The organism is Ferrovibrio sp., assembly GCF_965278975.1.
GTDB lineage: Bacteria > Pseudomonadota > Alphaproteobacteria > Ferrovibrionales > Ferrovibrionaceae > Ferrovibrio.
The window spans coordinates 3,800,140-3,822,437 of sequence record NZ_OZ257126.1 but is presented as its reverse complement, the minus strand read 5'-3'; the positions used below and the strand labels follow the sequence as shown (position 1 = coordinate 3,822,437).

Here is a 22,298-nt window from a genome sequence, read left to right as displayed (position 1 = left end):
GGCAACAAAATGCTGGTTTCTATCTGTAATCCTTGCCCGAGGAAGCGTCCGGTTTGGTCATGCGCTGGGTTTTCCGTCTGCTTGTCTTGCTTCTGCTGCTTGCCGGCGCCGCCGGCATCGCCGCCTATTTCGTCGCCCGCGCCTCACTGCCGCAGACTGCCGGCAGTATCGCCCTGAGCAATTCGGTGCTGAGCCAGGAAGCGCGTATTCTGCGCGACCGCAATGCCATTCCGCATATCACCGCCGCAAGCCGCAACGAAAGCCTGTTCGCGCTCGGCTTCGCCCATGCCCAGGACCGCCTGTGGCAGATGGAAGTCAATCGCCGCGTTGCCGCCGGCCGGCTGGCGGAAGCCTTCGGCCCGCGTGCACTCGATACCGATAAATTCCTGCGCACACTGGGTGTGCGCCGCGCCGCCGCCCGCGCCTATGATTTCCTCAAGCCCGAAACGCGCAGCGCACTCGATGCCTATGCCGCCGGCGTCAATGCCTTCCTCGAACAGCATGACGGCATGCTGCCGCCGGAATTCCTGCTGCTGGGCATCAAGCCGGAACCCTGGACGCCAACGGACTCGCTCGGCTGGCTGAAGATGATGGCCTGGGACCTGAGCGGCAACTGGGGCACCGAGATGGCCCGGCTGGCCTTGAGCCGCAAGCTCGACAAGAAACAGATCGAGGAATTCTTCCCGCCCTATCCGGGCGACGCGCCGGTATCGCTGGCGGATTACACACCGCTCTACCGCCAGGTGGCGAAGGCGCTGGATGTGGAAGAACTGATGGCCCGGCTGCCCGAAGCGCGGCCTGATGGCATCGGCTCGAATAACTGGGTGCTGAGCGGCAAGCATACGGTAACCGGCGCGCCATTGCTCGCCAACGATCCGCATCTCGGCCTCACCACGCCGGCGATCTGGTATTTCGCCCACCTCTCCAGCCCGAATGGCGACGTGATCGGCGCCACCCTGCCCGGTATCCCCGGCGTCATCCTCGGCCATAACGGCAAGATTTCCTGGGGCTTCACCAATACCGGACCGGATACGCAGGACCTGTTCATCGAGAAGGTGGATCCCGCCAATCCGGCGAACTACATCACGCCCGATGGCTCGCAGCCATTCGCCACGCGCAGCGAGACCATCAAGGTAAAGGGCGAGAATGACGTGGTGCTCAGCGTGCGCGAAACGCGGCACGGCCCGGTGATCTCGGATGTGAACCCGCAGGCGCAGAAGCTGCTCGACAGCGGCTATGTGCTCAGCTTCGCCTGGACCATCCTGCGCGATGACGACCGCTCCGCCGACAGCCTCACCGGCCTCGACAATGTTTCCGACTGGAATGGTTTCATCGAGAATTTCCGCGGCTTTGTCGGGCCGCAGCAGAATATCGTGTTCGCCGATACCGCCGGCAATATCGGCTTCTTCGCACCGGGCATGGTGCCGAAGCGCAAGCCGGAAAACGACCTCAAGGGCATGGCGCCGGCGCCGGGCTGGGATGCGCGCTATGACTGGGATGGCTTCATCCCGTTCGATCAGTTGCCGCGGACCTACAATCCGGCTTCGGGCCAAGTGGTGACCGCCAACCACAAGATCGTGCCCGACAGCTACCCCTATTTCATCACCAGCGAATGGGCCGATCCCTATCGCGCACAACGCATCGAGCAGTTGCTGCGTGAGCGCCAGGTGCATTCGGTGGAAAGCTTCAAGCAGATCCAGGGCGACACCGTGTCGCTGATGGCGGCGGAAATCCTGCCCTACATGCTGAGCGCACCGCTGAAATCGCAGCCGCAGAATAGCGATCTGGCCGCCATGCACGCCTTGCTCAGCGGCTGGGACGGCGCCATGGGCGCCAATCGTGTCGAACCGCTGGTATTCCAGGCCTGGTATCGCGAGTTGACCCGCCTGGTGCTGGCCGACGAACTGGGCGACGACTTCCAGCGGCTGTGGCGGCACCGCCCGGCGCTGATGCGCAACATCCTGTCCAACACCGAAGGCCAGGCCTATTGGTGCGCCAACCGCGACACCGGGCTGCCTGCCGATTGCCCCCGCCTGGTAGCCGAGGCGCTGGACCTGGCGCTGACCGACCTGAAGCAGCGCTATGGCCAGGACCCGGCACGCTGGCGCTGGGGCGAGGCGCATTTCGCCAAGTCGACACATCGGCCGCTGTCCAACACGCCGCTGCGCCGCCTGGCCGAGGCCAGCGTGCCGACCCCGGGCGATGCCTTTACGGTTAATGTCGGCCGCAACGCCCTGAATGATGCGGCAGAACCCTTCGCCAACGTCCATGCCGCCTCGCTGCGGGCGATCTACGACCTGGGCGATCTCAACCGTTCGCTGTTCATCCACTCGACCGGGCAGTCGGGCCATCCCCTGTCGCCATTTTACCGGTCTTTCGCGCAAAGCTGGGCAACTGTGATGTATGTGCCGATGACCATGCGGCCGGCGGATACCGAGGCTGGCGCCATCGGCACCCTGCTGCTGCGCCCGGCGGGCGCCCCAGATGCGGCAAAAAGGCCGTGATTCACCAAGAATTCAATATTCTATTTACCATCCCTCTACGATAAAAAGAGGTGAACGAATCCCGGCTCCGGGAGGACCCTGATTCTTGTCAGGGTCCCGGCGGGATAAGGAGTTGAATCATGCTGATCGTTATTGGCACCGTTGTCGGCATGGCTTGCGTGCTTGGTGGCTATGTCGCCATGGGCGGCAAGCTGGCGGTGCTGTATCAGCCGTTCGAGCTGGTCATCATCGGCGGCGCCGCGGTTGGCGCCTTCATCGTCGGCAATCCGAAGCCGGTGCTGAAGGGCGCCATCGGCGGCTTCAAGCAGGCCTTCAAGGGTCCGAAATATACCAAGGACGATTACCTCGAATTGCTCTCCCTGCTCTATTCGGTGTTCAAGCTGGCCAAGAGCAAGGGCATGCTGGCGCTGGAAGCGCATATCGAAAAGCCGGAAGAGAGTAAGCTGTTCAGCCAGTTCCCCAAGTTCACTGGCGACCATCATGCGATGGACTTCCTCTGCGACTATCTGCGCCTGATGACTCTGGGCAGCGAGAACCCGCATGAGATGGAAGCCCTGATGGACATGGAACTGGAAGTCCATCATCAGGAAGATCATCTCGCCCAGGGCGGCGTTTCGGCCTTCGGCGAAAGCTTCCCGGCGCTCGGCATCGTTGCCGCCGTGCTCGGCGTTATCAAGACCATGGGCTCGATCTCCGAGCCGCCGGAAGTGCTGGGCAAGCTGATCGGCGGCGCGCTCGTCGGCACCTTCCTCGGCATTCTGCTTTCCTACGGCATCGTGTCGCCGATCGCGGCGGCGCTGAAGGCGACCCAGGAGCATGACGGCAAATACCTGCTCTGCCTGAAGTCCGGCCTGCTGGCCCACCTGCAGGGCTACGCGCCTGCCGTGTCGGTGGAATTCGCCCGCAAGTCGCTGATGTCGAATGTACGGCCGAGCTTCTACGAAGTCGAAGAAGCCACCAGCAAGGTGCAGGCGGTCTAACCCCAGGAGGACGCTGCCATGGCGGCCGCCGACGGCGAACGCCCGATTATCATCAAGAAGATCAAGAAGGGCGGCCATGCAGCACATGGCGGCGCCTGGAAGGTCGCGTATGCCGATTTCGTGACCGCGATGATGGCGTTCTTCCTGCTGCTGTGGCTGCTCAACGTCACCACCGACGAGCAGAAGAAGGGCGTTGCCGACTATTTCTCGCCGGCTTCCGTGAGCCGCAGCTTCTCCGGCGCCGGCGGCGTCATGGGCGGCCGCACCATCATCGAGGATGGCGGCAAGATCAGTTCCTTCGGTCTGCCGACGATGATCGTCGGCCCCTCTTCGGAAAAGACCGACCAGCCGGATCAGCCGCAATACGATCAGAAATACCAGGATGTGCGCCAGCCGCCGCCCTCGCCCGGCCAGCGCGGCGACCTGAGCCCGGACCGCACCGATGGCAGCCAGGGTCCCGGCCTCTATGAGCGCCAGGGCCAGATCGACGCCCAGGCCGCCGCCGAACGCATGGCCGAGGTCGAGCGCGAGAACTTCCAGCAGGCCGAGGATGCCATCCGCCAGGCCATCGCCGACAATCCGCAATTGGCCGAACTGGCCAAGCAGATCGTGTTCGACACCACGCCGGAAGGCTTCCGCATCCAGTTGGTGGACCAGGAGCAGTCGTCGATGTTCCCCTCCGGCAGCGCCGCGATGAGTGACAAGACCCGCCGCCTGATGCAGCAGGTGGCGCAGGCGGTATCGAAGCTGCCGAACAAACTGGCGATCAGCGGCAATACCGATGCCCAGCCATTCCGGGGTCAGGGCAACTATTCCAATTGGGAGCTTTCCACTGATCGCGCCAATGCCAGCCGCCGCGCGCTGATCGAGGCTGGCGTACCATCGGAACGTATCCGCCAGGTGACCGGCAATGCCGATCAGGATCCGATGATCAAGGATAACCCGCTCGATCCGCGCAATCGCCGCATCGCCATCCTGGTGCTGAGCGACGTGAAAAAGACCAACGCTGCCGATGCCCAGCCGGCGAATAACGGCCCGCGCCCGGCCACCTCGGTGCCGCTGTCGCGCAGCGTCGCGCCGCCACCGCCGCCACCGCCACCACCCGGCCTGGGCGGGGCATCCAACGGCGGCATCCGCATACAGCCGGCACGCTGATGAGCGACCCGCAAGGCGAGGTTCCTGCCCCGCGCTACATACCCGTGGCCCCGACAGAGTTCAGCCCGGAGGCTTTCGAGGGCGTGCTGCCGCGCCGCGCCTTCGCCTATCTGATCGACCTGACGCTGATCCTGCTGGTCGGCTGGCTGTTCATCTTCCTGGCCGTGCTGCTCGGCATCGCCACGTTCGGCCTGTTCCTCTACCTGCTGCCGATGAGCCTGCTGCTGGCACTATGGCCGACCGTCTATCACACGCTCAGCATCGGTGGGCCGCGTTCGGCCACACCGGGGATGCGGCTCTGCGGCATCGAGGTGCGCGTCTGGCATGGCGGCCGCCCCGGCTACCTGCAGGCCCTGCTGCACACCGTGGTCTTTTACGCCTCGATTACGCTCACTGCGGGCCTGATCCTGGTGGTGCCGCTGTTCCACAACCGCAGCCGCTGCCTGCACGACATCCTCTGCGGCACCATGGTCGTGCGCGCCGGCAGTTGAGTCCCGGCAGTTGAGCAGTGGGAATTGACTAGATTCCCCTGTGGTTCGACCGGTCAATTACGCTAACATATTGGCGACTCAACGCCGGGATGCCTGTAAACTCATCACATGAAGCATCGTCTGCAAATTCCCTTGCGGCATTTCTTCGCCACGCCGCCCACGCCTTGCCCCTATCTGGCGGGCAAGCTGGAGCGCAAGGTGGTGACGCTGCTGGCCGGCGACGATCCCGATGGCCTGCATAACGCCCTGAGCCAGGCCGGCTTCCGCCGCAGCCAGGATCTCGCCTACCGCCCGGCCTGCGAGCAGTGCAATGCCTGCGTGCCGGTGCGGGTGCCGGTCGCCAGCTTCAGCCGTTCCGATGGCCAGAACCGGATCTGGCGCCGGGCTTTCGACGCCGGATCGACAGCAGGTGTCACCACGCGCCGTCTGCCGGCCTATGCCACGAGAGAGCATTTCATGGTGTTCCGCCGCTATGTCACGGCGCGGCATGAAGGCGGCGGCATGGCCGACATGGAATTCGCCGACTACCGCGCCATGGTGGAAGACAGTCCGGTGCGCACGGCGCTGACCGAATTCCGCTTTACCGATGGCCGCCTGCTGGGTGTCTGCCTCACCGATGCGATGCAGGACGGGATCTCGCTGGTCTACAGCTTCTTCGACCCGGACTTTGATCGCCTCAGCCCCGGCAGCCTGATCATCCTGTGGCATATCGAGCAGGCCCGCGAACAGGGGCTACCCTATGTCTATCTCGGCTACTGGATCGCCGAGAGCCCGAAAATGGCCTATAAGAGCCGTTTCCGCCCCCTGGAATCCCTGACCCCAGACGGCTGGCAGATACTGCAAAACCCCGCTTAAGCCTTGTTTTTGTGCAGCTTTCCGCAAGCGCGCGGCATTGCGCGGGGAACTTCGCTTCTTTAAAATATCCGCCCAAGGAGGATCACAGAGATCCCCCTGCACGCACGCTTGCCGGTCCTCCCCCTGAAAGGCCGGCAACGAAGCGTTTTTCATCCTAGGGAGAACCTTCAATGGAACGTCGTAAATTCCTCAAAGGCGCGGCTTTTGCCGGCGCCGGCAGCCTCGGGGTTGCCGCGAGCTTCCCGGCTCCGGCCATCGCGCAGGCCCTGCCCGAAATTAAGTGGCGTATCGCGTCGAGCTTCCCGAAGAGCCTCGACACCATCTATGGCGGCGCCGAAGTCGTTGCCAAGCGCGTGGCCGAACTCACCGACAACAAGTTCCAGATGCGCGTGTTCGCCGCTGGCGAAATCGTGCCCGGCCTGCAGGTGCTTGATGCCGTGCAGAACGGCACCGTCGAAGCTGGCCACACCGTCAGCTACTACTATGTCGGCAAGGACCCGACCTTCGCCTTCGATGCCTGCATGCCGTTCGGCCTGAACGTGCGCCAGCAGAATTCGTGGATGCGCCTAGGTGGCGGCCTCGAACTGATGCGCGAGTTCTATTCGAGCTACAACATCGTGCAGTTCCCGGCGGGCAACACCGGCACCCAGATGGGCGGTTGGTTCCGCAAGGAGATCAAGACCCTTGAGGATCTCAAGGGCCTGAAGTTCCGCATCGCGGGCATCGCCGGCCAGATCCTCACCAAGCTGGGCGTTGTGCCGCAGCAGATCGCCGGTGGCGACATCTACCCGGCGCTCGAAAAGGGCACCATCGACGCCGCTGAGTGGGTCGGCCCGTATGACGACGAGAAGCTCGGCTTCAACAAGGTCGCCAAGTACTACTACTATCCGGGCTGGTGGGAAGGTGGTCCGCAGGTCTCGCTGCAGATCAACAAGCCGCAGTGGGAAGGTCTGCCGAAGCCGTATCAGGCGGCGATCGAGACTGCCTGCTCGGAAGCCACCCTGTGGATGCTGGCCAAGTATGATGCGCAGAACCCGGTGGCGCTCCGCCGCCTGGTCGGTTCGGGCACCCTGCTGCGTCCGTTCCCGCGTCCGGTGATGGAAGCCTGCTTCGAGGCGGCCAACGAGGTCTACGCAGAAATCGCGGCCAAGAACGACAAGTTCAAGAAGGTCTACGAGCCGTGGAAGAAGTATCGCGATGAGCAGCTGCAGTGGTTCCGCGTTGCCGAAGGTACCTTCGACAGCATCATGACCCACGTTTCGACCCGCAAGCCGGCGGCGAAGAAGCAGTAACATCGTTACTTTCCGCCGTGTGCAGATAATTGCAAACGGCAGATTTTACGGGCCCTGATTGAAAGATCAGGGCCCGTTTCTTTTGTCTGCCCTGTTTTTCGTTTCGCGATGTTTATGCGAATTATGATTGCCGCACACGCATACCCATGCATAAGCTGCGTGCATCGTTTTCATCCGGCCAAAGAAAATTGGGGGTGCTGGATGAACGCGGAGATTGGGCCGGAGAGCCCGGCTCATTAAACGGACTGCTCATGACGGTCTTAACTAGGGAGAAACAATCAATGCAACGTCGCAAGTTCCTCAAGGGAGCTGCGCTGGCTGGTGCCGGCGTGGTGGGTACCGCCGCCTCATTCCCGGCGCCGGCCCTGGCCCAGGGCCTGCCGGAAGTGAAATGGCGCCTCGCCTCCAGCTTCCCGAAGAGCCTCGATACCATCTATGGCGGCGCCGAAGTGGTGTCGAAGCGTGTCGCGGAAGCCACCGGCGGCAAGTTCTCGATCCGCGCCTTCGCCGCCGGCGAAATCGTGCCTGGCCTGCAGGTGCTCGATGCGGTGCAGAACGGCACCGTCGAATGCGGCCATACCGCCAATTACTACTATGTCGGTAAGGACCCGACCTTCGCTTTCGATACCGCCATTCCCTTCGGCCTCAACGGCCGGCAGCAGAATGCCTGGATGTATCATGGCGGCGGCCGTCAGCTCATCAACGAGTTCTTCAAGGAATATAACTGCTACGCCATCCCGGCGGGCAACACCGGTACCCAGATGGGCGGCTGGTTCCGCAAGGAGATCAAGACCGTTGAGGACCTCAAGGGCCTGAAATTCCGCATCGGCGGCTTTGCCGGCCAGGTGCTGACCAAGCTGGGCGTGGTGCCGCAGCAGATCGCCGGTGGCGACATCTACCCGGCGCTGGAAAAGGGCACCATCGATGCCGCCGAGTGGGTCGGCCCCTATGACGACGAGAAGCTCGGCTTCAACAAGGTCGCCAAGTACTACTACTATCCGGGCTGGTGGGAAGGCGGGCCGCAGCTCTCGCTGATGGTCAACATCAACGCCTGGAATGCCTTGCCGGCTGAATACAAGGCGATCCTGGAAGCCGCCGGCGCCGAAGCCAATGTCGGCATGGTGGCAAAGTATGACGCACTCAATCCGGGTGCGCTGAAGAAGCTGGTTGGCGGCGGCACGCTGCTGCGGCCCTTCCCGCGTCCGGTTATGGAAGCCTGCTACGAGGCGGCCAACGAGCTCTACGCCGAGACCTGCGCCAAGAATCCGAAGTTCAAGAAGATCTTCGATAGCTGGGTGAAGTTCCGCGACGAGCAGGTGCAGTGGTTCCGTGTTGCCGAGAACACCTTCGACAACCTGATGATCTCGGCCAGCAACAAGAAGGCGGCGAAGAAGAAGACCTGATCCGCCGGCTTCATTGCCCATAAACAGGAACGGCCGGTCCTTGCGGACCGGCCGTTTTCTTTATGCCGTGAGAACGGTGGAAGCGCGGTCAGTCCGCCTTCTCTTCCTCTTCTTCCGCCTCGCCCTCGCTTTCGCCGGGCTGCTCTTCCTGCGCCTGACCACCGAAAGCCTGGTTCGGATCCGTCGACTGGCTGCTCTCGTCCGTCGCTTCACCTTCCTCATCAGAGAAATCGGAGCTCGGGATCACGATCTCGATCTTGGAGGGATCGATTTTCACGCCACGGTCAAGGCCGACATAGACCATCTGCGGGAACATGATGACCAGCGCCACCATGACGATCTGGATGCAGACGAACGGCACCGCGCCCCAGTAGATCTGGCCGGTGGTGACCTTGGGGATCAGCTTGCCGGTAATCTTGTCGATGTAATCCGTCACTGGCGCCACGCTGCGCAGGTAGAACAGTGCGAAGCCGAAGGGCGGATGCATGAACGAGGTCTGCATGTTGACGCCGAGCAGCACGCCGAACCAGATCAGGTCGATGCCCAGCTTTTCCGCCACCGGCCCGAGCAGCGGCACCACGATGAAAGCCAGCTCGAAGAAATCGAGGAAGAAGGCGAGCAGGAAGACCATGATGTTGACGACGATCAGGAAGCCGATTTCGCCGCCCGGCAGGCCGATCAGCAGATGTTCGACCCAGAGATCGCCATCGACACCGCGGAAAGTGAGGCCGAACACCGTCGAGCCGATCAGGATGAAGATCACAAAGGCCGACAGCTTGGCGGTCGAATCCATCGCCTGGCGGGTCAGCGACCAGGTCATCTTGCGCTTGATCAGCGCCAGGATGATGGCACCTGCCGCACCCATGGCGCCGCCTTCGGTCGGTGTCGCCACGCCGATGAAGATGGTGCCCAGCACCAGGAAGATCAGGATCAGCGGCGGCACCAGCGACACCAGCACACGGTAGGCCAGCTTGGCGCCACGCAGCGGGCGCGCTTCCGGCGGCAGGGCCGGCGCCGAAGCCGGGCTGACCATCGAGACGATAAAGACATAGCCGGCATACATCGAGGCCAGCACCAGGCCCGGGATCATCGCGCCGGCATACATGTCGCCGACCGAACGGCCGAGCTGGTCGGCCATCACGATCAGGACGAGGCTGGGTGGGATGATCTGCGCCAGCGTACCTGACGCGGCGATGACACCGGAAGCCAGACGGCGGTCATAGCCGTAGCGCAGCATGATCGGCAGCGAGATCAGGCCCATGGAGATGACCGAGGCCGCCACCACGCCCGTGGTCGCCGCCAGCAGGGCGCCGACGAAGATCACCGCATAGGCCAGGCCGCCGCGCAGCGGGCCGAAAAGCTGCCCGATGGTATCGAGCAAATCTTCCGCCATGCCGGAGCGTTCCAGGATCAAACCCATGAAGGTGAAGAACGGGATCGCCAGCAGCGTATCGTTGCGCATGATGCCGAACACGCGTTCCGGCAGGGCCTGGAACAGAGCCGGCGTCAGCAGGCCAAGTTCGATACCGACGAAACCGAACAGGAAACCATTGGCGGCCAGCGCGAAGGCCACCGGGTAGCCCATCAGCAGGAAGAACACCAGCGCCAGAAACATGATCGGCGCAAGGTTGTGGGTGAGAAATTCAACCATGGTCAGGAATCCTTCGCGCTCAATGCTGCTTGGCGGCTTGCTGCTCTTGCTGGATCTCCTGGATCAGCTCGAGCTCGGCATCCACCTTCTTCGGCGCGGGATTGGGGATCAGTCCCATCAGGAAGGCGATACGCTTGATCAATTCGGAAATGCCCTGCAATGAGAGCAGCGCGAAGCCGACCGGCACCAGCAGCTTCACCGGCCAACGGATCAGGCCGCCGGCATCCGACGACATCTCGTTGCGCATCCAGGAATCCATGAACATCGGCCAGGCCAGATACATGATCACCAGCGACATCGGCAGCAGGAACAGCACCGTGCCGATAATGTCGATCCAGGTGAGCGTGCGCTCGGAGAAGCGGCTGACGATCACATCAATGCGGATATGCTCGTTGCGCAGCAGGGTGTAGCCGGAGGCCAGCAGGAACACGCCCGAGAACAGGTACCACTGCACTTCCAGCCAGCCATTCGAGCTGGTGTGGAAGATATAGCGCACGGAGGCATTGCCGGCGCTGATCACCACGGCAGCCAGCACCAGCCAATAGACCAGGCGGCCAATGCGCTCGTTCAGCGCATCAATCAGCCGGCTCAAAGCGAGCAGTATCGTCACGGGAGTCCCCTTCCCTAGTGCCAACCGGTACGGGGTACATTCCCGCCGGCGGGCGCGCAATAACATTACCCGGCGCCGCGCTCAAGGGTCGCGGCCTCGGAATGCCGGCCTGTACGGCCTGGCGATTGTTGCCTCCCTGTCGAGGCGCTACCGATATATCAGCGTCACGGGAAATTGCGAAGCGATTTCCCCTTTTTGACTAGCGTGCAAACCTATCAGAATACTAGTAAATTCCCTGGAAATTGCTGAGGCGCGGGTATCACTTTGGCGAATCTGCCCATTTTTACAGCACCCTCCAGGCACCCAAGGCTGGCATGACAGTCCGGGGCAAACTGGCCGCCGCTTTCGCGGTGTCGGTGCTGGCCGCCGCCGGCCTTGGCATTGCCGCGCTGCTGGCGCTGTGGGGGGTCGGAGACCTGGTGGTGCGGATGTACGACCAGCCACTGCAGAGCATCAACTATGCCCGCGCGGCGCAGACCAGCTTCGCCGTGCTGGAGCTGGCCAACCGCGAATTCGACTCCCGGGATGCCAAGCGCATCCAGGAACAGGTTGAAGCCGTGGAAAGCCGCAACGCCGATTTCCTCGCCGACCTGCAGGTGGCCGAGGAGCGCGGCATCTCACCCAGCATCCGTGATACCGCGGCTGATATCCGCAGCCTGAACGCCGAATGGCTGGCCGCCGCCAAGGTGGCGTTGCAGATGCGTGCCACCCATGGCGAACTGGAAGCCGCCGTGCAGCGCCGCGAGGCCAGCGCCAATGCTATTCTTGAGAAGCTGGAAATCCTCACCCAGACCGCCGCCGCCGATGGCTTCGTGTTCCGCATGGACGCGGAAGCTGCCGTCGAGCGCGCCAAACAGCGCACGCTGCTGGTGATCGCCGGCCTGGTGCTGGTGATCTTCGGTGTCGCCTTCCTGCTGATCCGCGACATCGTGGTGCCGCTGAACGCCATGACCCAGGTGATGTTCCGCCTCGCCGGCGGCGAGCGCGATATTCAGCCGCCGCATCTGCAACGGGGCGATGAAGTTGGCCGCATGGCGCGTTCGCTGGGCGTGTTCCGCACCGCCATGATCGAGGTGGAGGAAGCCCGCGAGAAGGCGGAAGCCGCCACCCGCGCCAAATCCGAATTCCTCGCCATGATGAGCCACGAAATCCGCACGCCCATGAATGGCGTGCTGGGCTTGACGCGGCTGCTGCTGCGCACCGATCTCGACCGCGAACAGACCGACCTTGCCAGCACGGTGCTGCAATCGGGCGAGGCGCTGCTGGCGATCCTCAACGACATCCTGGATTTCTCCAAGCTCGAAGCCGGGCGCATCGACCTGGAGCATATCGACTTCGATCTTGCCCCGCTGCTGCGCGGCGCTGTGAAGCTGATGCGCAGCCGCGCCGAGGAAAAGGACCTGGAGATCGGCTTCGATTTCCCGATGGATGTGGCGCGCTACCACCGGGGCGATCCCGGCCGCTTGCGCCAGGTACTGCTGAACCTGATCGGCAACGCGATCAAGTTCACCGAGCAGGGTCGCGTCTGGATCACCGCCTCGCGCCTTGGCAATGCTGCGGATGGTGGCGACCGGCTGCGCTTCGAGGTGCGCGATACCGGCATCGGCATCTCGCCCGAGAATATCGGCAAGCTGTTCGGCAGCTTCGCCCAGGCTGACTCGTCGATCACTCGCCGCTTCGGCGGCACCGGCCTCGGCCTCGCCATCAGCCGCAAGCTGGTGGAGGCCATGGGCGGGCAGATCGGTGTCGACAGCGCACTGGGCCAGGGCAGCGTATTCTGGTTCGAAATCGACCTCGCGGCCGGCGCCGCGCCCAAAAGCAGCGAGGAGCTGGCTGCCAGCCGCCCGGCGATGCCGGCTTTGCATATCCTGGTGGCCGAGGATAATCCGGTGAACCGCAAGGTGATCGGCGGCATGCTGGCTGAAGGCGGGCATCAGGTGGATTTCGCCGTGAATGGCCGCGAGGCGGTTGAGAAGGCCCTGGCGGCGGATTACCAGCTGATCCTGATGGACGTGCATATGCCCGAGCAGGATGGCCGGGCCGCCGCCCGCGCCATCCGCGCCGCCAGCGGCCCCCGCGCCACCGTGCCGATCATCGCCGCCACGGCCTCCCTCTCCCCCGATGGCATCCGCTCCTGCCTCGACAGCGGCATGAATGACTATGTCGCCAAGCCGATAAATCCGGCGGCATTGGATGATGCCATGCGCCGCGTGCTCGGTCTGGCCGGCGACATCAGCAGCCCGCCGCCGGTCGAGGCCTTGTCGCTGGTCGAACGACTGGATGCCGATGCCGCCCCCTTCGATGACAGCGTGCTGGAGCAGCTTAAATCCGATCTGGGGGCCGAGATCGTGGTGGAACTGATCGACGCCTTCTTCGAGGCCGCGATACAGCTTGAGACGGATTTCTCCGCCCAGGCCCCGGCGGGCGACTGGCATGCCATCGGCCTGGGGGCCCACAGCCTGAAAAGTTCCGCCGGCAGCCTGGGGCTGGCCCGCCTCTACCGCAGTGCCGGCCTGCTGGAGGAATTGGGCCGGGGCGGCGAGGCTGTGGAAGCCGCAAAAGCACTGGTTGTCTTGCAAAATGATCTGAAAGACGGCATGGAATGGCTGGGTCGCCAGCGCCAGATATTTAGTCAGGCGCCGGCATGATGGCACGATGGGAACCGGTTTCGGATGCTTGAGGATACCAAGGTAGCGGGTTTCGAGCGGCTGCGGGTGCTGCTGGTGGAGGATGATGCCTTCGCCCAGCGGCTGGCCGCCAGCGTGCTGAAGCAGCTTGGCGTCAGCAATCTGGTGATGGTGAAGGATGGCCAAGCGGCTATCGACCAGCTCAACCAGGACGACACCACCCAGTATGACCTGATCATTTCCGACTGGAACATGCCCAATGTCACCGGGCTGGACCTGCTGAAGCATGTGCGCAAGACCTGGGAGAACATGCCGTTCCTGATGCTGACCGGCAATGCCAACGAGGATTTCGTCCGCATTGCCCAGGCCAACCGGGTGGACGCCTATATCATCAAGCCGTTCTCGCCGGCGCAGTTGAAGCAGAAGATCATGGCGATCTTCCGCATTAAGCCGGTGTAAACCAGACCGGGGTCAAACTGGCTTGCTGTCGTCTGCATCCAGCACGACAGGCCTGAAGGATCGCAGCATGTGGCGGAATGTCGCCAAGCGCCTCACCGGCAAGCAGCCGGCTCCCGACCCGGGCCCCTCGCCCCGGGACCTGGAGCGTGTTGACCGCATCCTGAGCAAGATTTCGGAAGAGACCTTCCTGGTTTTCGATCTGCTGAAAGACGGCATGGTCAAGGAAGCCTCGTTCAAGACCGTCGAGGAAAGCATCACCAAGAATTCCATCCTCGCCACCTTCGAACAGGTGCGCTCGGATGCCTATGGCGACGTGGCGCAGATCGCCCGCGAACATGCCCGCCGCTTCGCCCAGGCGGCGCTGGACATGCCGGAGCCGCAGCAGCGGCAATTTGCGCTTTCGGTGGCCCAGGCCTTCGAGCGTTTCTCCAAGCAGCTTCAGGTCGCCCAGCGCAAGCTCAGCGAGGCGGAGTTGGGCGGCGCGGCGGCGCTGAAAGAGCCCAAGGCCTGAGCGCGCTGGGCCTGAGCGTCCTGGGCCTGATCCTTTTCCCGGTTTCTTGCCGTAGTTTGTAGAGGCCCTTGCCAAAGCGCGCGGAGGGCGCGATACAGATTTCCACGCTTTGTGACGGGGGTAGCAATGTTCGGTTTCGGTGCGCGGGTCTACGACTACGAAATCTATGTGATGATTGATGGCCGCTGGCGCCTCGACAAGCGGCTGGAAGGCGAAGCCGGCACCGGCAAGGCCGCCGCCGAACAGCTTGAGAAGAATGCCATCGCCCAGGCCAACGCCCTGCTCAATGTTGGCGACTTCTCGGCAGTGAAGGTGATCCGCACGTCGGACAAATCCAACACCCAGACCGAGATCTATGCCAAGACCGCCACGGTGCGGCCCAAGGTGATGCAGACGCGGCCATACAAGGGCGTGTTCCCGGTCTGCGAGACGGTCTACGACCTCACCACGCGCGAATCCTGCCGCGGCTTCGGCGCCGTGTTCCGTGAATTCCTCGACAAGCAGAACTGCACCGCGGTGGAGTTGATGCATTCGCCGCAGCAGCAGCGCAAGCTCTCCGACCAGAGCAACTTCCTGCGCGCCGGCATCTACATCCTGGCCGGTGCCCAGACCCAGCCCGGCCTGCCCGGCCAGGCCGACCGCAGCAAGAAACTGGAAGCCCTGTTCGACAAGCTGATCAGCCATACCCGCAATGCGCTGGCCGAGAAGAACATGCCGAGCCTGGAGACCGGCCCGTTCGACACCCTGGTCGAGCGCATGAAGGGCCGCTACCAGCAGCCCGGCGATGCGCGCTTCTACACGTTCTTCCAGGTTTCCAAGGTGCTGGTCCAGTTGCCGAGCCAGGCCGCCAAGCTGGATTGGGTGCTGAAGCTGATGGCGCAGCGCAGCCATGCCGAGAATGATGTGCTGCTGGACGAGATCGCGGCTTCCTGCCTCGACTCTTCCACGCTGGTGCAGGACCTGCTCGGCCACCGCGCCAATCTTTCCGATGCGCTCACCGCACTGGCCGAGCTTTCCGTCGGCAAGCTGGAAATCCCGGCCACGCCGCAATCCGATCCGCTGCTGGCGGCGGTGAACAAGCTGCTGGCCGAAAGCCGCCTGCCGCTCTGCGTCGAGACGCTGTGGGACCGCATCCATTCCAACCTCACCTCGAAGGCGCTGCTGGCCAAGAACGATCCGAAAAAGGAATGGCAGCTCACCCGCAACCTGAATCACAAGCTGCTCTCCATGGCGCCGCCGACTTTCAAGGACGCCATCGACCATGCCGGCCGCATGCGCATGGAACGCGTGCGCGACATGCAGAGCTGACCGGCCATGCTGAAAATCTGGGGCCGACCGAGTTCGGTGAATGTGCAGAAGGTTTTGTGGGCCGCCGATGAACTGGGGCTGGCCTACGAGCATATCGTGGTCGGTGGCAAGTTCGGCGGCACCGACAGCGCGGCCTATGGCACGCTCAATCCCAACCGCCTGGTGCCGTCGATCCAGGATGACCCGGAAACGCCCGGCGGCGCGCCGGTGACGATCTGGGAAAGCAACAGCATCACGCGCTACCTCGCCGCCCGCTACGGTGCCGGCACGCTATGGCCCGCCCTGCCCGGCCAGCGCAGCGAAGCCGACCGCTGGATGGATTGGGCGCTGACCATCATCGGCGAGCCAATGCGCGTGCTGTTCTGGGGCTACATCCGAGATCCGGCCCATGCGGTGCCGGAAGCCATGCGGCAGGCCGAGGAGCAGGCGGCACAATACTGGGCGCGGCTCGACGCACATCTGGCCGACCGTCCCTATATCGCCGGCGATGCCTTCAGCATGGGCGATATTCCGGTCGGCTGCTTCGTGCAGCGCTGGCTGAATTTCCCGATCACGCGGCCATCCCTGCCGCATCTGGAAGCCTGGCACGAACGCCTGTCTCGGCGCGCACCTTATGCCAAGCACGTCATGGTGCGGATGGAGTGAGCCGGACTTAGGCACTCCTCTCTCAACACAGATACCGTCATGCCCCGCGAAGGCGGGGCATCCACGCGTTATTTTATTGGTTCCACAAAAAACTCGTGGATGGTCTGCCTACGCAGACCATGACGACAGTTGAAATACCACCTTCAATCCGTCGGCGGCAGCAGCGCGCCAGTGGTGTCGGCATCGGTGAGATCGGCATTCACCATTTTGGCGTCGGTGAGATTGGCGTTGCGCAGCCGCGCCCGCACCAGCCGCGCGTCGATCAGGTTGGCGCCCTTCAGCACCGCTTCCGAGAAATCGGCTTCCGTCGCATCGGCGGCGGCAAGGCTTGCCGACCAGAAGCGGCCGATCGGCTTGCCATCGGGGCCACGCAGCGGCACCTGACCCAGCGTGGCACGATGCAGCACGGCCTTGTGCAGGATGGCACGCGCAAGATTCACGCCGTTCATCAGCGCGCCGATCAGGTTGGCGCCGGTAAGATCGGCTTCCGAAAGATCGGTCATCACCAGCGTGGCATTCTGCAACTTGGCACCGGCCAGCTTGGCGCCCTTCATATTGGCGCCGGAAAGGTCCTTGCCGGAAAGATCGATGCGCTCCATCGCCAGGCCGGCAAGATCAGCACGCGCCCCCTCGGCGCCATCGCTTTTGATCCAGCGTTCGTGATCCTGCAACATGGAAGCAACGGAATTGCCGAAGCTCGCCACATCGACGAACATCTCGGCATCCTTGAAGTTCGCCGTATCCATATCGACGTCTTCAAGCACCGCGCCCTTGAGGTCGGCACCTTCGAAATTCGCGCCCTCGATCAGCGCCAGCGACAGATCGGCACCGCGCAAGGAAGCGCCATTCAGGTTCGCGCCGGCGAGATTGGCCTTGCGCAGATTCACCTTCGATAGATTGGCCTTGGTCAGATTGGCGCCGGAGAGATTGACACCGACCATGTTCGAGCCGGTGAGGTTCGAGCCGCGCAGATTGGCTTCCGAAAGATCGGCGCCCTGGGTATTCGCCTTCGGCTTCTTGCCATCCGCCGTGGGGGCGCCGAAACCGACGCCGGATTCAGATGCTTGCATCAAGGCGCCGCCCCGGAAATCGACGCCGAGCAGGCGCGCGCCGGCAAGCTGCGCCCCGCGCATCGAGGCACCGCGCAGGTCGGCCTTGGAAAGATCGGCACGCGACAGGTCGGCGCGCTCAAGGTTGGCGGCGAACAGGTCGGCTTCCGACAGGTTCACATCGGAGAGGATGGCGCGAGAGAGATTGGAGCCGGAGAGCTTGGCGGCGCGCAGGTCGGCGCCGGAGAAATCGTAGCCTTGCAGGTCGGCGAGCGACAGGTTGAGCCGCACCCCGCGCGGACGCTTGCCAAGCCACTCCCGGTGGCGGGCCAGCATCCTTTCCACTTCCATCGGATTCATTCGAGTTCTTCTACCCCCAGGGCCGCCAGCGCCCAGCCCCGGCTTCTCCGGGACCTCCGCAACGCTGCATCCTTTACGCGATTTTAGTGCATTTCCGCGCTCGCGCAATCTTCGCCGTTAACCAAGACACCCCGATTATAGGCCGGTAAAGCACGCTGGCACGGAATGATTTCATCCTTCCCCAACAAGCTTAACAAACGGCAAAGACGGCGCCATACAGGGGCAAGGATTGTGCCTTCCAGCGCCCTTCCCGGCCTACCCGCCTGGCGCGCCGAGTCGCCAAAGCCCGGTTGCATGCCGGCCCGGGGCGTGGGCTAATCGGTGCAATCGCCGCGAATCGACGCCCCGAGTCGGAGCGCCTGAGGCGGCTTTGCACCGATGGGGGATGCCATGGTCATGACCAATTGGACGGAAAAGAACGGCGGCGTGATCGCGCCGGATGAGCGCCTGCCCTGGGGCCAGACGGTGATCGCCGGCCTGCAGCATGTGGTGGCGATGTTCGGCGCCACGGCGCTGGCACCGATCATCATGGGCTTCGATCCCAATGTCTCGATCCTGTTTTCCGGCGTTTCGACCCTGATCTTCTTTGTCATCACCGGCGGCAGGCTGCCGAGCTATCTCGGGTCCAGCTTCTCCTTCATCGCCGTGGTGATCGCCGCCACTGGCTATGCCGGCAGCGGCCCCAACGCCAATATCGCCGTGGCGCTCGGCGGCATCATCGCCTGCGGCGCGCTCTATGCCATCATCGGCGCCATCGTCATGGCAGTCGGCCATGCCTGGATCGAAAAGCTGATGCCGCCGGTGGTGACCGGCGCCATCGTCGCCATCATCGGCCTCAACCTCGCCCCCATTGCGGTCAAGGGCGTGTCCGCATCGCAATTCGATATGTGGATCGGCCTGCTTACCGTGGTGGCGGTCGGCGTCGTCGCCGTGGCCGCTCCCGGCAGCCTGCGCCGCCTGCCGATCCTGATCGGCGGCCTGGTCGCCTACCTGTTCTATGTGCTCTGCGCCAATGGCCTCGGCATGGCCAAGCCGGTGGATTTCTCCGCCATCGCCAATGCAGCCTGGCTCGGCCTGCCGAACTTCACCGCGCCGGTATTCCAGGGCAGCGCCATCGCCCTGATCGCCCCGGTGGCGGTGATCCTGGTGGCGGAAAATCTCGGCCATGTGAAGGCCATCGGCGTGATGACCGGCCGCAATCTCGACCCGCTGCTGGGCCGCGCCTTTGTCGGCGACGGCATCGCCACCATGATTTCCGGCGCCGGTGGCGGCACCGGCATGACCACCTATGCGGAAAACATGGGCGTGATGGCGGTGACCAAGAACTTCTCCACGGCGTTGTTCGTGGTGGCGGCGGGCTTCGCCCTGCTGCTCGGCTTCTCGCCCAAGTTCGGCGCCCTGATCGGCACCATTCCCGGCCCCGTGCTCGGCGGCCTGGCACTGGTGGTGTTCGGCCTCATCGCCGCCACGGCGGGCCGCATCTGGGTCGAGAACAAGGTGGATTTCTCCTCCAGCCGCAACCTGATCACTGTCGGCGTCGCCCTGGTGGCGGGTGCCGGTGACCTGGCGCTGAAATTCGGCGGCTTCTCGCTCGGCGGCATCGGTACAGCCACGTTCGGCTGCATCATCCTCTACCACCTGCTTGCCGGCCTGGAGAAAAAGGAAGGCTAGGATACCGGGAAGCTCGGGCGCCTCAGGTGTAAATCGCCATCAGGCGTTCGAGCGATTCCATCCAGCCACGGGTATGGCGCGTGGCCGCCTCGGCATCGGCGAACTGGTCATGCTTCAGGGTGATTTCGGTGCCCAGTTCCGTGGCTCGGAAACTTACCGAGACGCGCGAGATGCGGTCAGGCGTGCTGGCCCAGGCCCAGGAAAACACCAGCTTGCGGTCCGGCACGATTTCGCTGTAGCGGCCCGAGACTTCATGCCGCCCGACGCCGGGTTCCTCGATCACGGTGCGGAAGCTGCCGCCGACACGCAGGTCGGCTTCGGCCTCGATGCAGTTCGTGTGATGCGGCCCCCACCATTGCACCAGCATCTCCGGCCGGGTCCAGGCGGCAAAAACCAAAGCCGGCGGGGCTTTCACCTCGCGCACCAGGGTCAGGCTGGGGGGAATGGCGTTCATGGCGGAGAGCCTGACTGGAGGTTGGCGCGCCCTGGTGGATTCGAACCACCGACCTGCTGCTTAGAAGGCAGCTGCTCTATCCAACTGAGCTAAGGGCGCCCGGAATCAACCCCTGAGGCGTGGATTATACCGAGGCGCCCTTAAAAATCAGCGCACGCGGTTGAAGGCGTAGTTATCCGCATAGGCGCGGCGCGCCAGGGTTCTTTCATGCGGCTCTTCCACCTCATAGGGGAGGCCGCGCTTCTCAGCGAAGGCAATCGCCTGCTCCTTGCTGTCGAATTTCAGCATGAGCTGGCCGAGCGTGGTGGTGGAACCGGTCCAGCCCATCAGCGGCTCGACGAAGCGGTTGCCGGCGGAATCGTATTCCAGCACCCACTGCCTGGTCTTGGCCCGGCCGGACTGCATGGCCGTCTTGGTCGGCTGATAGATGCGCGCAAGCATGGCGAACCTCTTGTCGATTCAAGAAAATCTGGTCGGGGCGAGAGGATTTGAACCTCCGGCTTCCTGCTCCCAAAGCAGGCGCTCTACCAGGCTGAGCTACACCCCGCAATCGCGCCGGTATTTAGCATGCCGCCCCGGCGCCGGACTAGCCTTTCCGACCGGCGCTTTAGCCTTAGGGCTTTTTGCCGAAAATGGCGTGATCGACCCTGTCCCCGGCCTTGATGCCGAGGCGCGCCGCCGTGCCGCCATTCACCTCCAGCACCGCCCGCACCGGGCCGGCGGAATTGATGCTGGTTTCGTCATGGGGAATGGCGCGCTGGTGGATATTGAGGATCGTGCCATCGGCCTTGATGAAGATCATATCCAGTGGAATCAGCGTGTTGCGCATCCAGAATGAAGCCGGCTGTTCGGTGAAGAAATCGAACAGCATGCCGGCATCGGGGGCCATCTGGCTGCGGAACATCATGCCCCGGCTGCGGCTGGCATCGGTATTCGCCAGCTCGATGCGGAATTTCTTCGGCCCGCCCGCCGTATTGATCACCAGGTCGGAGACCGGCAGGCCGGTCTGCGGCTGCGCCAGGGCGGCCTGCCCCCCCAGCAGGGTCAGCACGAGAGTTAAAGCAAGAAAGCAGCGACGCAGCATAATCCCCTCATACACCAATGCTTTTAGCCTCAGTTACCAGCGCCCTCACCTCATCCCGCAAGGCGCCCTGGCGCGGCGCATCGGCAAGCGTGGTGAGCCAGGCTTCCGGCGGATTGCGCCCGGTGGAATGGTTCCAGCTGATCGAGCGCAGCAGGCTTTCCGCCGCCGGCGGCAGCCTTTCGGGCAGGTCCAGGCCGTTCAGCACAGCCCAGACGCCGCTCCAGCAGCGCGCCACCGACCAGGGATTATAACCGCCGCCGCCGGTGACCAACAGCCGGGGCGCCAGGCCCTTCAGCGCCGCCACCGCCTGCCACAGCGCCCGGTTGGAGAGAAGCTGCTTGCCCAGCGGGTCCTCGGCCAGGGCATCGGCACCGCACTGGATCAGCAGTGCCTCGGGCCGGAAGCCGGCAACCAGCGGCGCGATGGCCTCCCCGATCAGATACGCCATTTCGGTATCGTTCATGCCCGGCGGCACCGGGAAATTGAACAGGTTGCCCAGGCCATGATCCCCGGCGGCGCCGGAACGCGGCCAGCGCCCGGCCTCATGCACCGAGACGAACAGCACGCGTGGATCGTCGCGGAAGGCTTCTTCCACGCCATCGCCGTGATGCACATCCAGATCGACATAGGCGACACGCTGCAGCCCTTTGATTCCGGGGCCGCCATCCAGCAGCGCCAGGATCGCCACCACCGCATCGTTGAAATAGCAGAAGCCGGAAGCCTGGGCGCGGCGGCCATGATGGGTGCCGCCGCCGGGGCTGTAGATGATGCCGGGTTCCTGTAGCAGCCGCCGCGCCGCCATCAGGCTGGCCCCAACGCCGGTGGCCGGGCGGCGGAACATGGTGCCGTAGATCGGATTGCCGGCGCGGCCGAGATTGTAACGGATGGACTCTGCTTCGCTCAGGCTCAGGTCACGCTCGGCACGCTGCACGGCGGCGACGTAATCCGGCGCATGGTAGCGCGCCAGTTCCTCAGGCGTCGCCGGTCGGCTCTCGGCGTAATTGGCATCATCCACCCAGCCGAGGGCGCGGCAGAGGTCCATCACCGTGGAGACGCGCGGAATCGACAGCGGGTGTTTCCCGCCCAGGCTGGAATGGCGGTAGATTTCGTTGCCGATGAACAGGGGCTGGCTCACGCCCTTAATGTAGCGAGCCGCCACAACTTGCCTAGAGGGTGCCGGCGGTTATAC

General features: G+C 63.7%; 20 protein-coding genes and 2 tRNA genes. 13 read left to right on the top strand and 9 right to left on the bottom strand.

The genetic code is table 11. From position 1 onward, the window contains the following. The first annotated feature begins 59 nt into the window (after window positions 1-59). The 7 genes from ACQY7X_RS18180 (at window position 60) to ACQY7X_RS18150 (ending at window position 8,680) form a co-directional block, all read left to right on the top strand. Window positions 60-2,504 (top strand): penicillin acylase family protein, encoded by a 2,445-nt coding sequence (locus tag ACQY7X_RS18180; RefSeq protein WP_428246827.1) that lies wholly within the window; start codon window positions 60-62, stop codon window positions 2,502-2,504. Between the two features lie 119 nt (window positions 2,505-2,623). Further along, the gene (motA, locus tag ACQY7X_RS18175) at window positions 2,624-3,484 is read left to right on the top strand and encodes a flagellar motor stator protein MotA (protein WP_428246826.1); all 861 of its coding nucleotides are present in this window, start codon (window positions 2,624-2,626) and stop codon (window positions 3,482-3,484) included. A gap of 18 nt (window positions 3,485-3,502) precedes the next feature. Beyond that, a complete protein-coding gene (locus tag ACQY7X_RS18170; protein WP_428246825.1) occupies window positions 3,503-4,639 on the top strand; it encodes a flagellar motor protein MotB in 1,137 nt (378 codons plus the stop codon). Next, window positions 4,639-5,130: an RDD family protein gene (locus ACQY7X_RS18165; protein ID WP_428246824.1), complete on the top strand. Its 492-nt coding sequence runs from the start codon at window positions 4,639-4,641 to the stop codon at window positions 5,128-5,130. The genes ACQY7X_RS18170 and ACQY7X_RS18165 overlap by 1 nt, the downstream gene beginning before the upstream one ends. Window positions 5,131-5,238: 108 nt before the next feature. Further along, window positions 5,239-5,985, top strand: coding sequence for an arginyltransferase (locus ACQY7X_RS18160; protein ID WP_428246823.1), 747 nt, complete (start codon window positions 5,239-5,241; stop codon window positions 5,983-5,985). Between the two features lie 170 nt (window positions 5,986-6,155). Further along, window positions 6,156-7,277 carry a TRAP transporter substrate-binding protein gene (locus ACQY7X_RS18155; RefSeq protein ID WP_428246822.1) on the top strand — a complete coding sequence of 374 codons (1,122 nt, stop codon included), beginning with the start codon at window positions 6,156-6,158 and terminating at the stop codon, window positions 7,275-7,277. A gap of 281 nt (window positions 7,278-7,558) precedes the next feature. Beyond that, a complete protein-coding gene (locus ACQY7X_RS18150; protein WP_428246821.1) occupies window positions 7,559-8,680 on the top strand; it encodes a TRAP transporter substrate-binding protein in 1,122 nt (373 codons plus the stop codon). 88 nt (window positions 8,681-8,768) lie between these two features. Here ACQY7X_RS18150 and ACQY7X_RS18145 read toward each other — a convergent pair whose 3' ends face one another. Next, window positions 8,769-10,331, bottom strand: a complete 1,563-nt coding sequence (locus ACQY7X_RS18145) for a TRAP transporter large permease (RefSeq protein WP_428246820.1) — start codon at window positions 10,329-10,331, stop codon at window positions 8,769-8,771. A gap of 19 nt (window positions 10,332-10,350) precedes the next feature. Further along, entirely contained in the window at window positions 10,351-10,941 is a 591-nt protein-coding gene (locus ACQY7X_RS18140) for a TRAP transporter small permease subunit (protein ID WP_428246819.1), read from the bottom strand. A gap of 314 nt (window positions 10,942-11,255) precedes the next feature. Here ACQY7X_RS18140 and ACQY7X_RS18135 point away from each other — a divergent pair, with 314 nt between their 5' ends. From ACQY7X_RS18135 to ACQY7X_RS18115, 5 genes are all read left to right on the top strand, one after another. Beyond that, window positions 11,256-13,589, top strand: coding sequence for an ATP-binding protein (locus ACQY7X_RS18135; RefSeq protein ID WP_428246818.1), 2,334 nt, complete (start codon window positions 11,256-11,258; stop codon window positions 13,587-13,589). Window positions 13,590-13,613: 24 nt separating this feature from the next. Then, complete coding sequence (locus tag ACQY7X_RS18130; protein WP_428246817.1) at window positions 13,614-14,027, top strand: response regulator; 414 nt, start codon at window positions 13,614-13,616, stop codon at window positions 14,025-14,027. Window positions 14,028-14,094: 67 nt separating this feature from the next. Continuing rightward, a complete protein-coding gene (locus tag ACQY7X_RS18125; RefSeq protein WP_428246816.1) occupies window positions 14,095-14,538 on the top strand; it encodes a hypothetical protein in 444 nt (147 codons plus the stop codon). Window positions 14,539-14,664: 126 nt separating this feature from the next. After that, entirely contained in the window at window positions 14,665-15,846 is a 1,182-nt protein-coding gene (locus tag ACQY7X_RS18120) for a hypothetical protein (RefSeq protein WP_428246815.1), read from the top strand. Between the two features lie 6 nt (window positions 15,847-15,852). Further along, window positions 15,853-16,491 carry a glutathione S-transferase family protein gene (locus tag ACQY7X_RS18115; protein ID WP_428246814.1) on the top strand — a complete coding sequence of 213 codons (639 nt, stop codon included), beginning with the start codon at window positions 15,853-15,855 and terminating at the stop codon, window positions 16,489-16,491. A 143-nt stretch (window positions 16,492-16,634) separates the two neighbouring features. Here ACQY7X_RS18115 and ACQY7X_RS18110 read toward each other — a convergent pair whose 3' ends face one another. Further along, window positions 16,635-17,900: a pentapeptide repeat-containing protein gene (locus ACQY7X_RS18110; RefSeq protein ID WP_428246813.1), complete on the bottom strand. Its 1,266-nt coding sequence runs from the start codon at window positions 17,898-17,900 to the stop codon at window positions 16,635-16,637. Window positions 17,901-18,296: 396 nt separating this feature from the next. Here ACQY7X_RS18110 and ACQY7X_RS18105 point away from each other — a divergent pair, with 396 nt between their 5' ends. After that, complete coding sequence (locus ACQY7X_RS18105; protein WP_428246812.1) at window positions 18,297-19,571, top strand: solute carrier family 23 protein; 1,275 nt, start codon at window positions 18,297-18,299, stop codon at window positions 19,569-19,571. A 22-nt stretch (window positions 19,572-19,593) separates the two neighbouring features. Here the strand turns inward: ACQY7X_RS18105 and ACQY7X_RS18100 are convergent, their stop codons facing one another. The 6 genes from ACQY7X_RS18100 to ACQY7X_RS18075 all read right to left on the bottom strand — a co-directional run bounded on the left by ACQY7X_RS18100 (window position 19,594) and on the right by ACQY7X_RS18075 (window position 22,244). Then, window positions 19,594-20,025, bottom strand: a complete 432-nt coding sequence (locus tag ACQY7X_RS18100) for an SRPBCC family protein (protein WP_428246811.1) — start codon at window positions 20,023-20,025, stop codon at window positions 19,594-19,596. A gap of 22 nt (window positions 20,026-20,047) precedes the next feature. Beyond that, window positions 20,048-20,124 (bottom strand) — tRNA-Arg (locus ACQY7X_RS18095). A 48-nt stretch (window positions 20,125-20,172) separates the two neighbouring features. After that, window positions 20,173-20,466 (bottom strand): ETC complex I subunit, encoded by a 294-nt coding sequence (locus ACQY7X_RS18090; RefSeq protein ID WP_428246810.1) that lies wholly within the window; start codon window positions 20,464-20,466, stop codon window positions 20,173-20,175. 29 nt (window positions 20,467-20,495) lie between these two features. Continuing rightward, window positions 20,496-20,572, bottom strand: a tRNA-Pro gene (locus ACQY7X_RS18085). A gap of 66 nt (window positions 20,573-20,638) precedes the next feature. Then, window positions 20,639-21,109 carry a DUF192 domain-containing protein gene (locus ACQY7X_RS18080; protein WP_428246809.1) on the bottom strand — a complete coding sequence of 157 codons (471 nt, stop codon included), beginning with the start codon at window positions 21,107-21,109 and terminating at the stop codon, window positions 20,639-20,641. Between the two features lie 7 nt (window positions 21,110-21,116). Continuing rightward, on the bottom strand, window positions 21,117-22,244 hold the full coding sequence (locus ACQY7X_RS18075; protein ID WP_428246808.1) for an acetoin utilization protein AcuC: 1,128 nt from the start codon (window positions 22,242-22,244) through the stop codon (window positions 21,117-21,119). Window positions 22,245-22,298: the final 54 nt, after the last annotated feature.

Coding starts and splice junctions, on each gene's coding strand:
- ACQY7X_RS18145 (WP_428246820.1), bottom strand. CDS start 10,331: ATGGTTGAATTTCTCACCCACAACCTTGCGCCGATCATGTTTCTGGCG.
- ACQY7X_RS18100 (WP_428246811.1), bottom strand. CDS start 20,025: ATGAACGCCATTCCCCCCAGCCTGACCCTGGTGCGCGAGGTGAAAGCC.
- ACQY7X_RS18090 (WP_428246810.1), bottom strand. CDS start 20,466: ATGCTTGCGCGCATCTATCAGCCGACCAAGACGGCCATGCAGTCCGGC.
- ACQY7X_RS18170 (WP_428246825.1), top strand. CDS start 3,503: ATGGCGGCCGCCGACGGCGAACGCCCGATTATCATCAAGAAGATCAAG.
- ACQY7X_RS18110 (WP_428246813.1), bottom strand. CDS start 17,900: ATGAATCCGATGGAAGTGGAAAGGATGCTGGCCCGCCACCGGGAGTGG.
- ACQY7X_RS18120 (WP_428246815.1), top strand. CDS start 14,665: ATGTTCGGTTTCGGTGCGCGGGTCTACGACTACGAAATCTATGTGATG.
- ACQY7X_RS18130 (WP_428246817.1), top strand. CDS start 13,614: ATGCTTGAGGATACCAAGGTAGCGGGTTTCGAGCGGCTGCGGGTGCTG.
- ACQY7X_RS18160 (WP_428246823.1), top strand. CDS start 5,239: ATGAAGCATCGTCTGCAAATTCCCTTGCGGCATTTCTTCGCCACGCCG.
- ACQY7X_RS18135 (WP_428246818.1), top strand. CDS start 11,256: ATGACAGTCCGGGGCAAACTGGCCGCCGCTTTCGCGGTGTCGGTGCTG.
- ACQY7X_RS18125 (WP_428246816.1), top strand. CDS start 14,095: ATGTGGCGGAATGTCGCCAAGCGCCTCACCGGCAAGCAGCCGGCTCCC.
- ACQY7X_RS18105 (WP_428246812.1), top strand. CDS start 18,297: ATGACCAATTGGACGGAAAAGAACGGCGGCGTGATCGCGCCGGATGAG.
- ACQY7X_RS18155 (WP_428246822.1), top strand. CDS start 6,156: ATGGAACGTCGTAAATTCCTCAAAGGCGCGGCTTTTGCCGGCGCCGGC.
- motA (WP_428246826.1), top strand. CDS start 2,624: ATGCTGATCGTTATTGGCACCGTTGTCGGCATGGCTTGCGTGCTTGGT.
- ACQY7X_RS18150 (WP_428246821.1), top strand. CDS start 7,559: ATGCAACGTCGCAAGTTCCTCAAGGGAGCTGCGCTGGCTGGTGCCGGC.
- ACQY7X_RS18165 (WP_428246824.1), top strand. CDS start 4,639: ATGAGCGACCCGCAAGGCGAGGTTCCTGCCCCGCGCTACATACCCGTG.
- ACQY7X_RS18115 (WP_428246814.1), top strand. CDS start 15,853: ATGCTGAAAATCTGGGGCCGACCGAGTTCGGTGAATGTGCAGAAGGTT.
- ACQY7X_RS18080 (WP_428246809.1), bottom strand. CDS start 21,109: ATGCTGCGTCGCTGCTTTCTTGCTTTAACTCTCGTGCTGACCCTGCTG.
- ACQY7X_RS18180 (WP_428246827.1), top strand. CDS start 60: ATGCGCTGGGTTTTCCGTCTGCTTGTCTTGCTTCTGCTGCTTGCCGGC.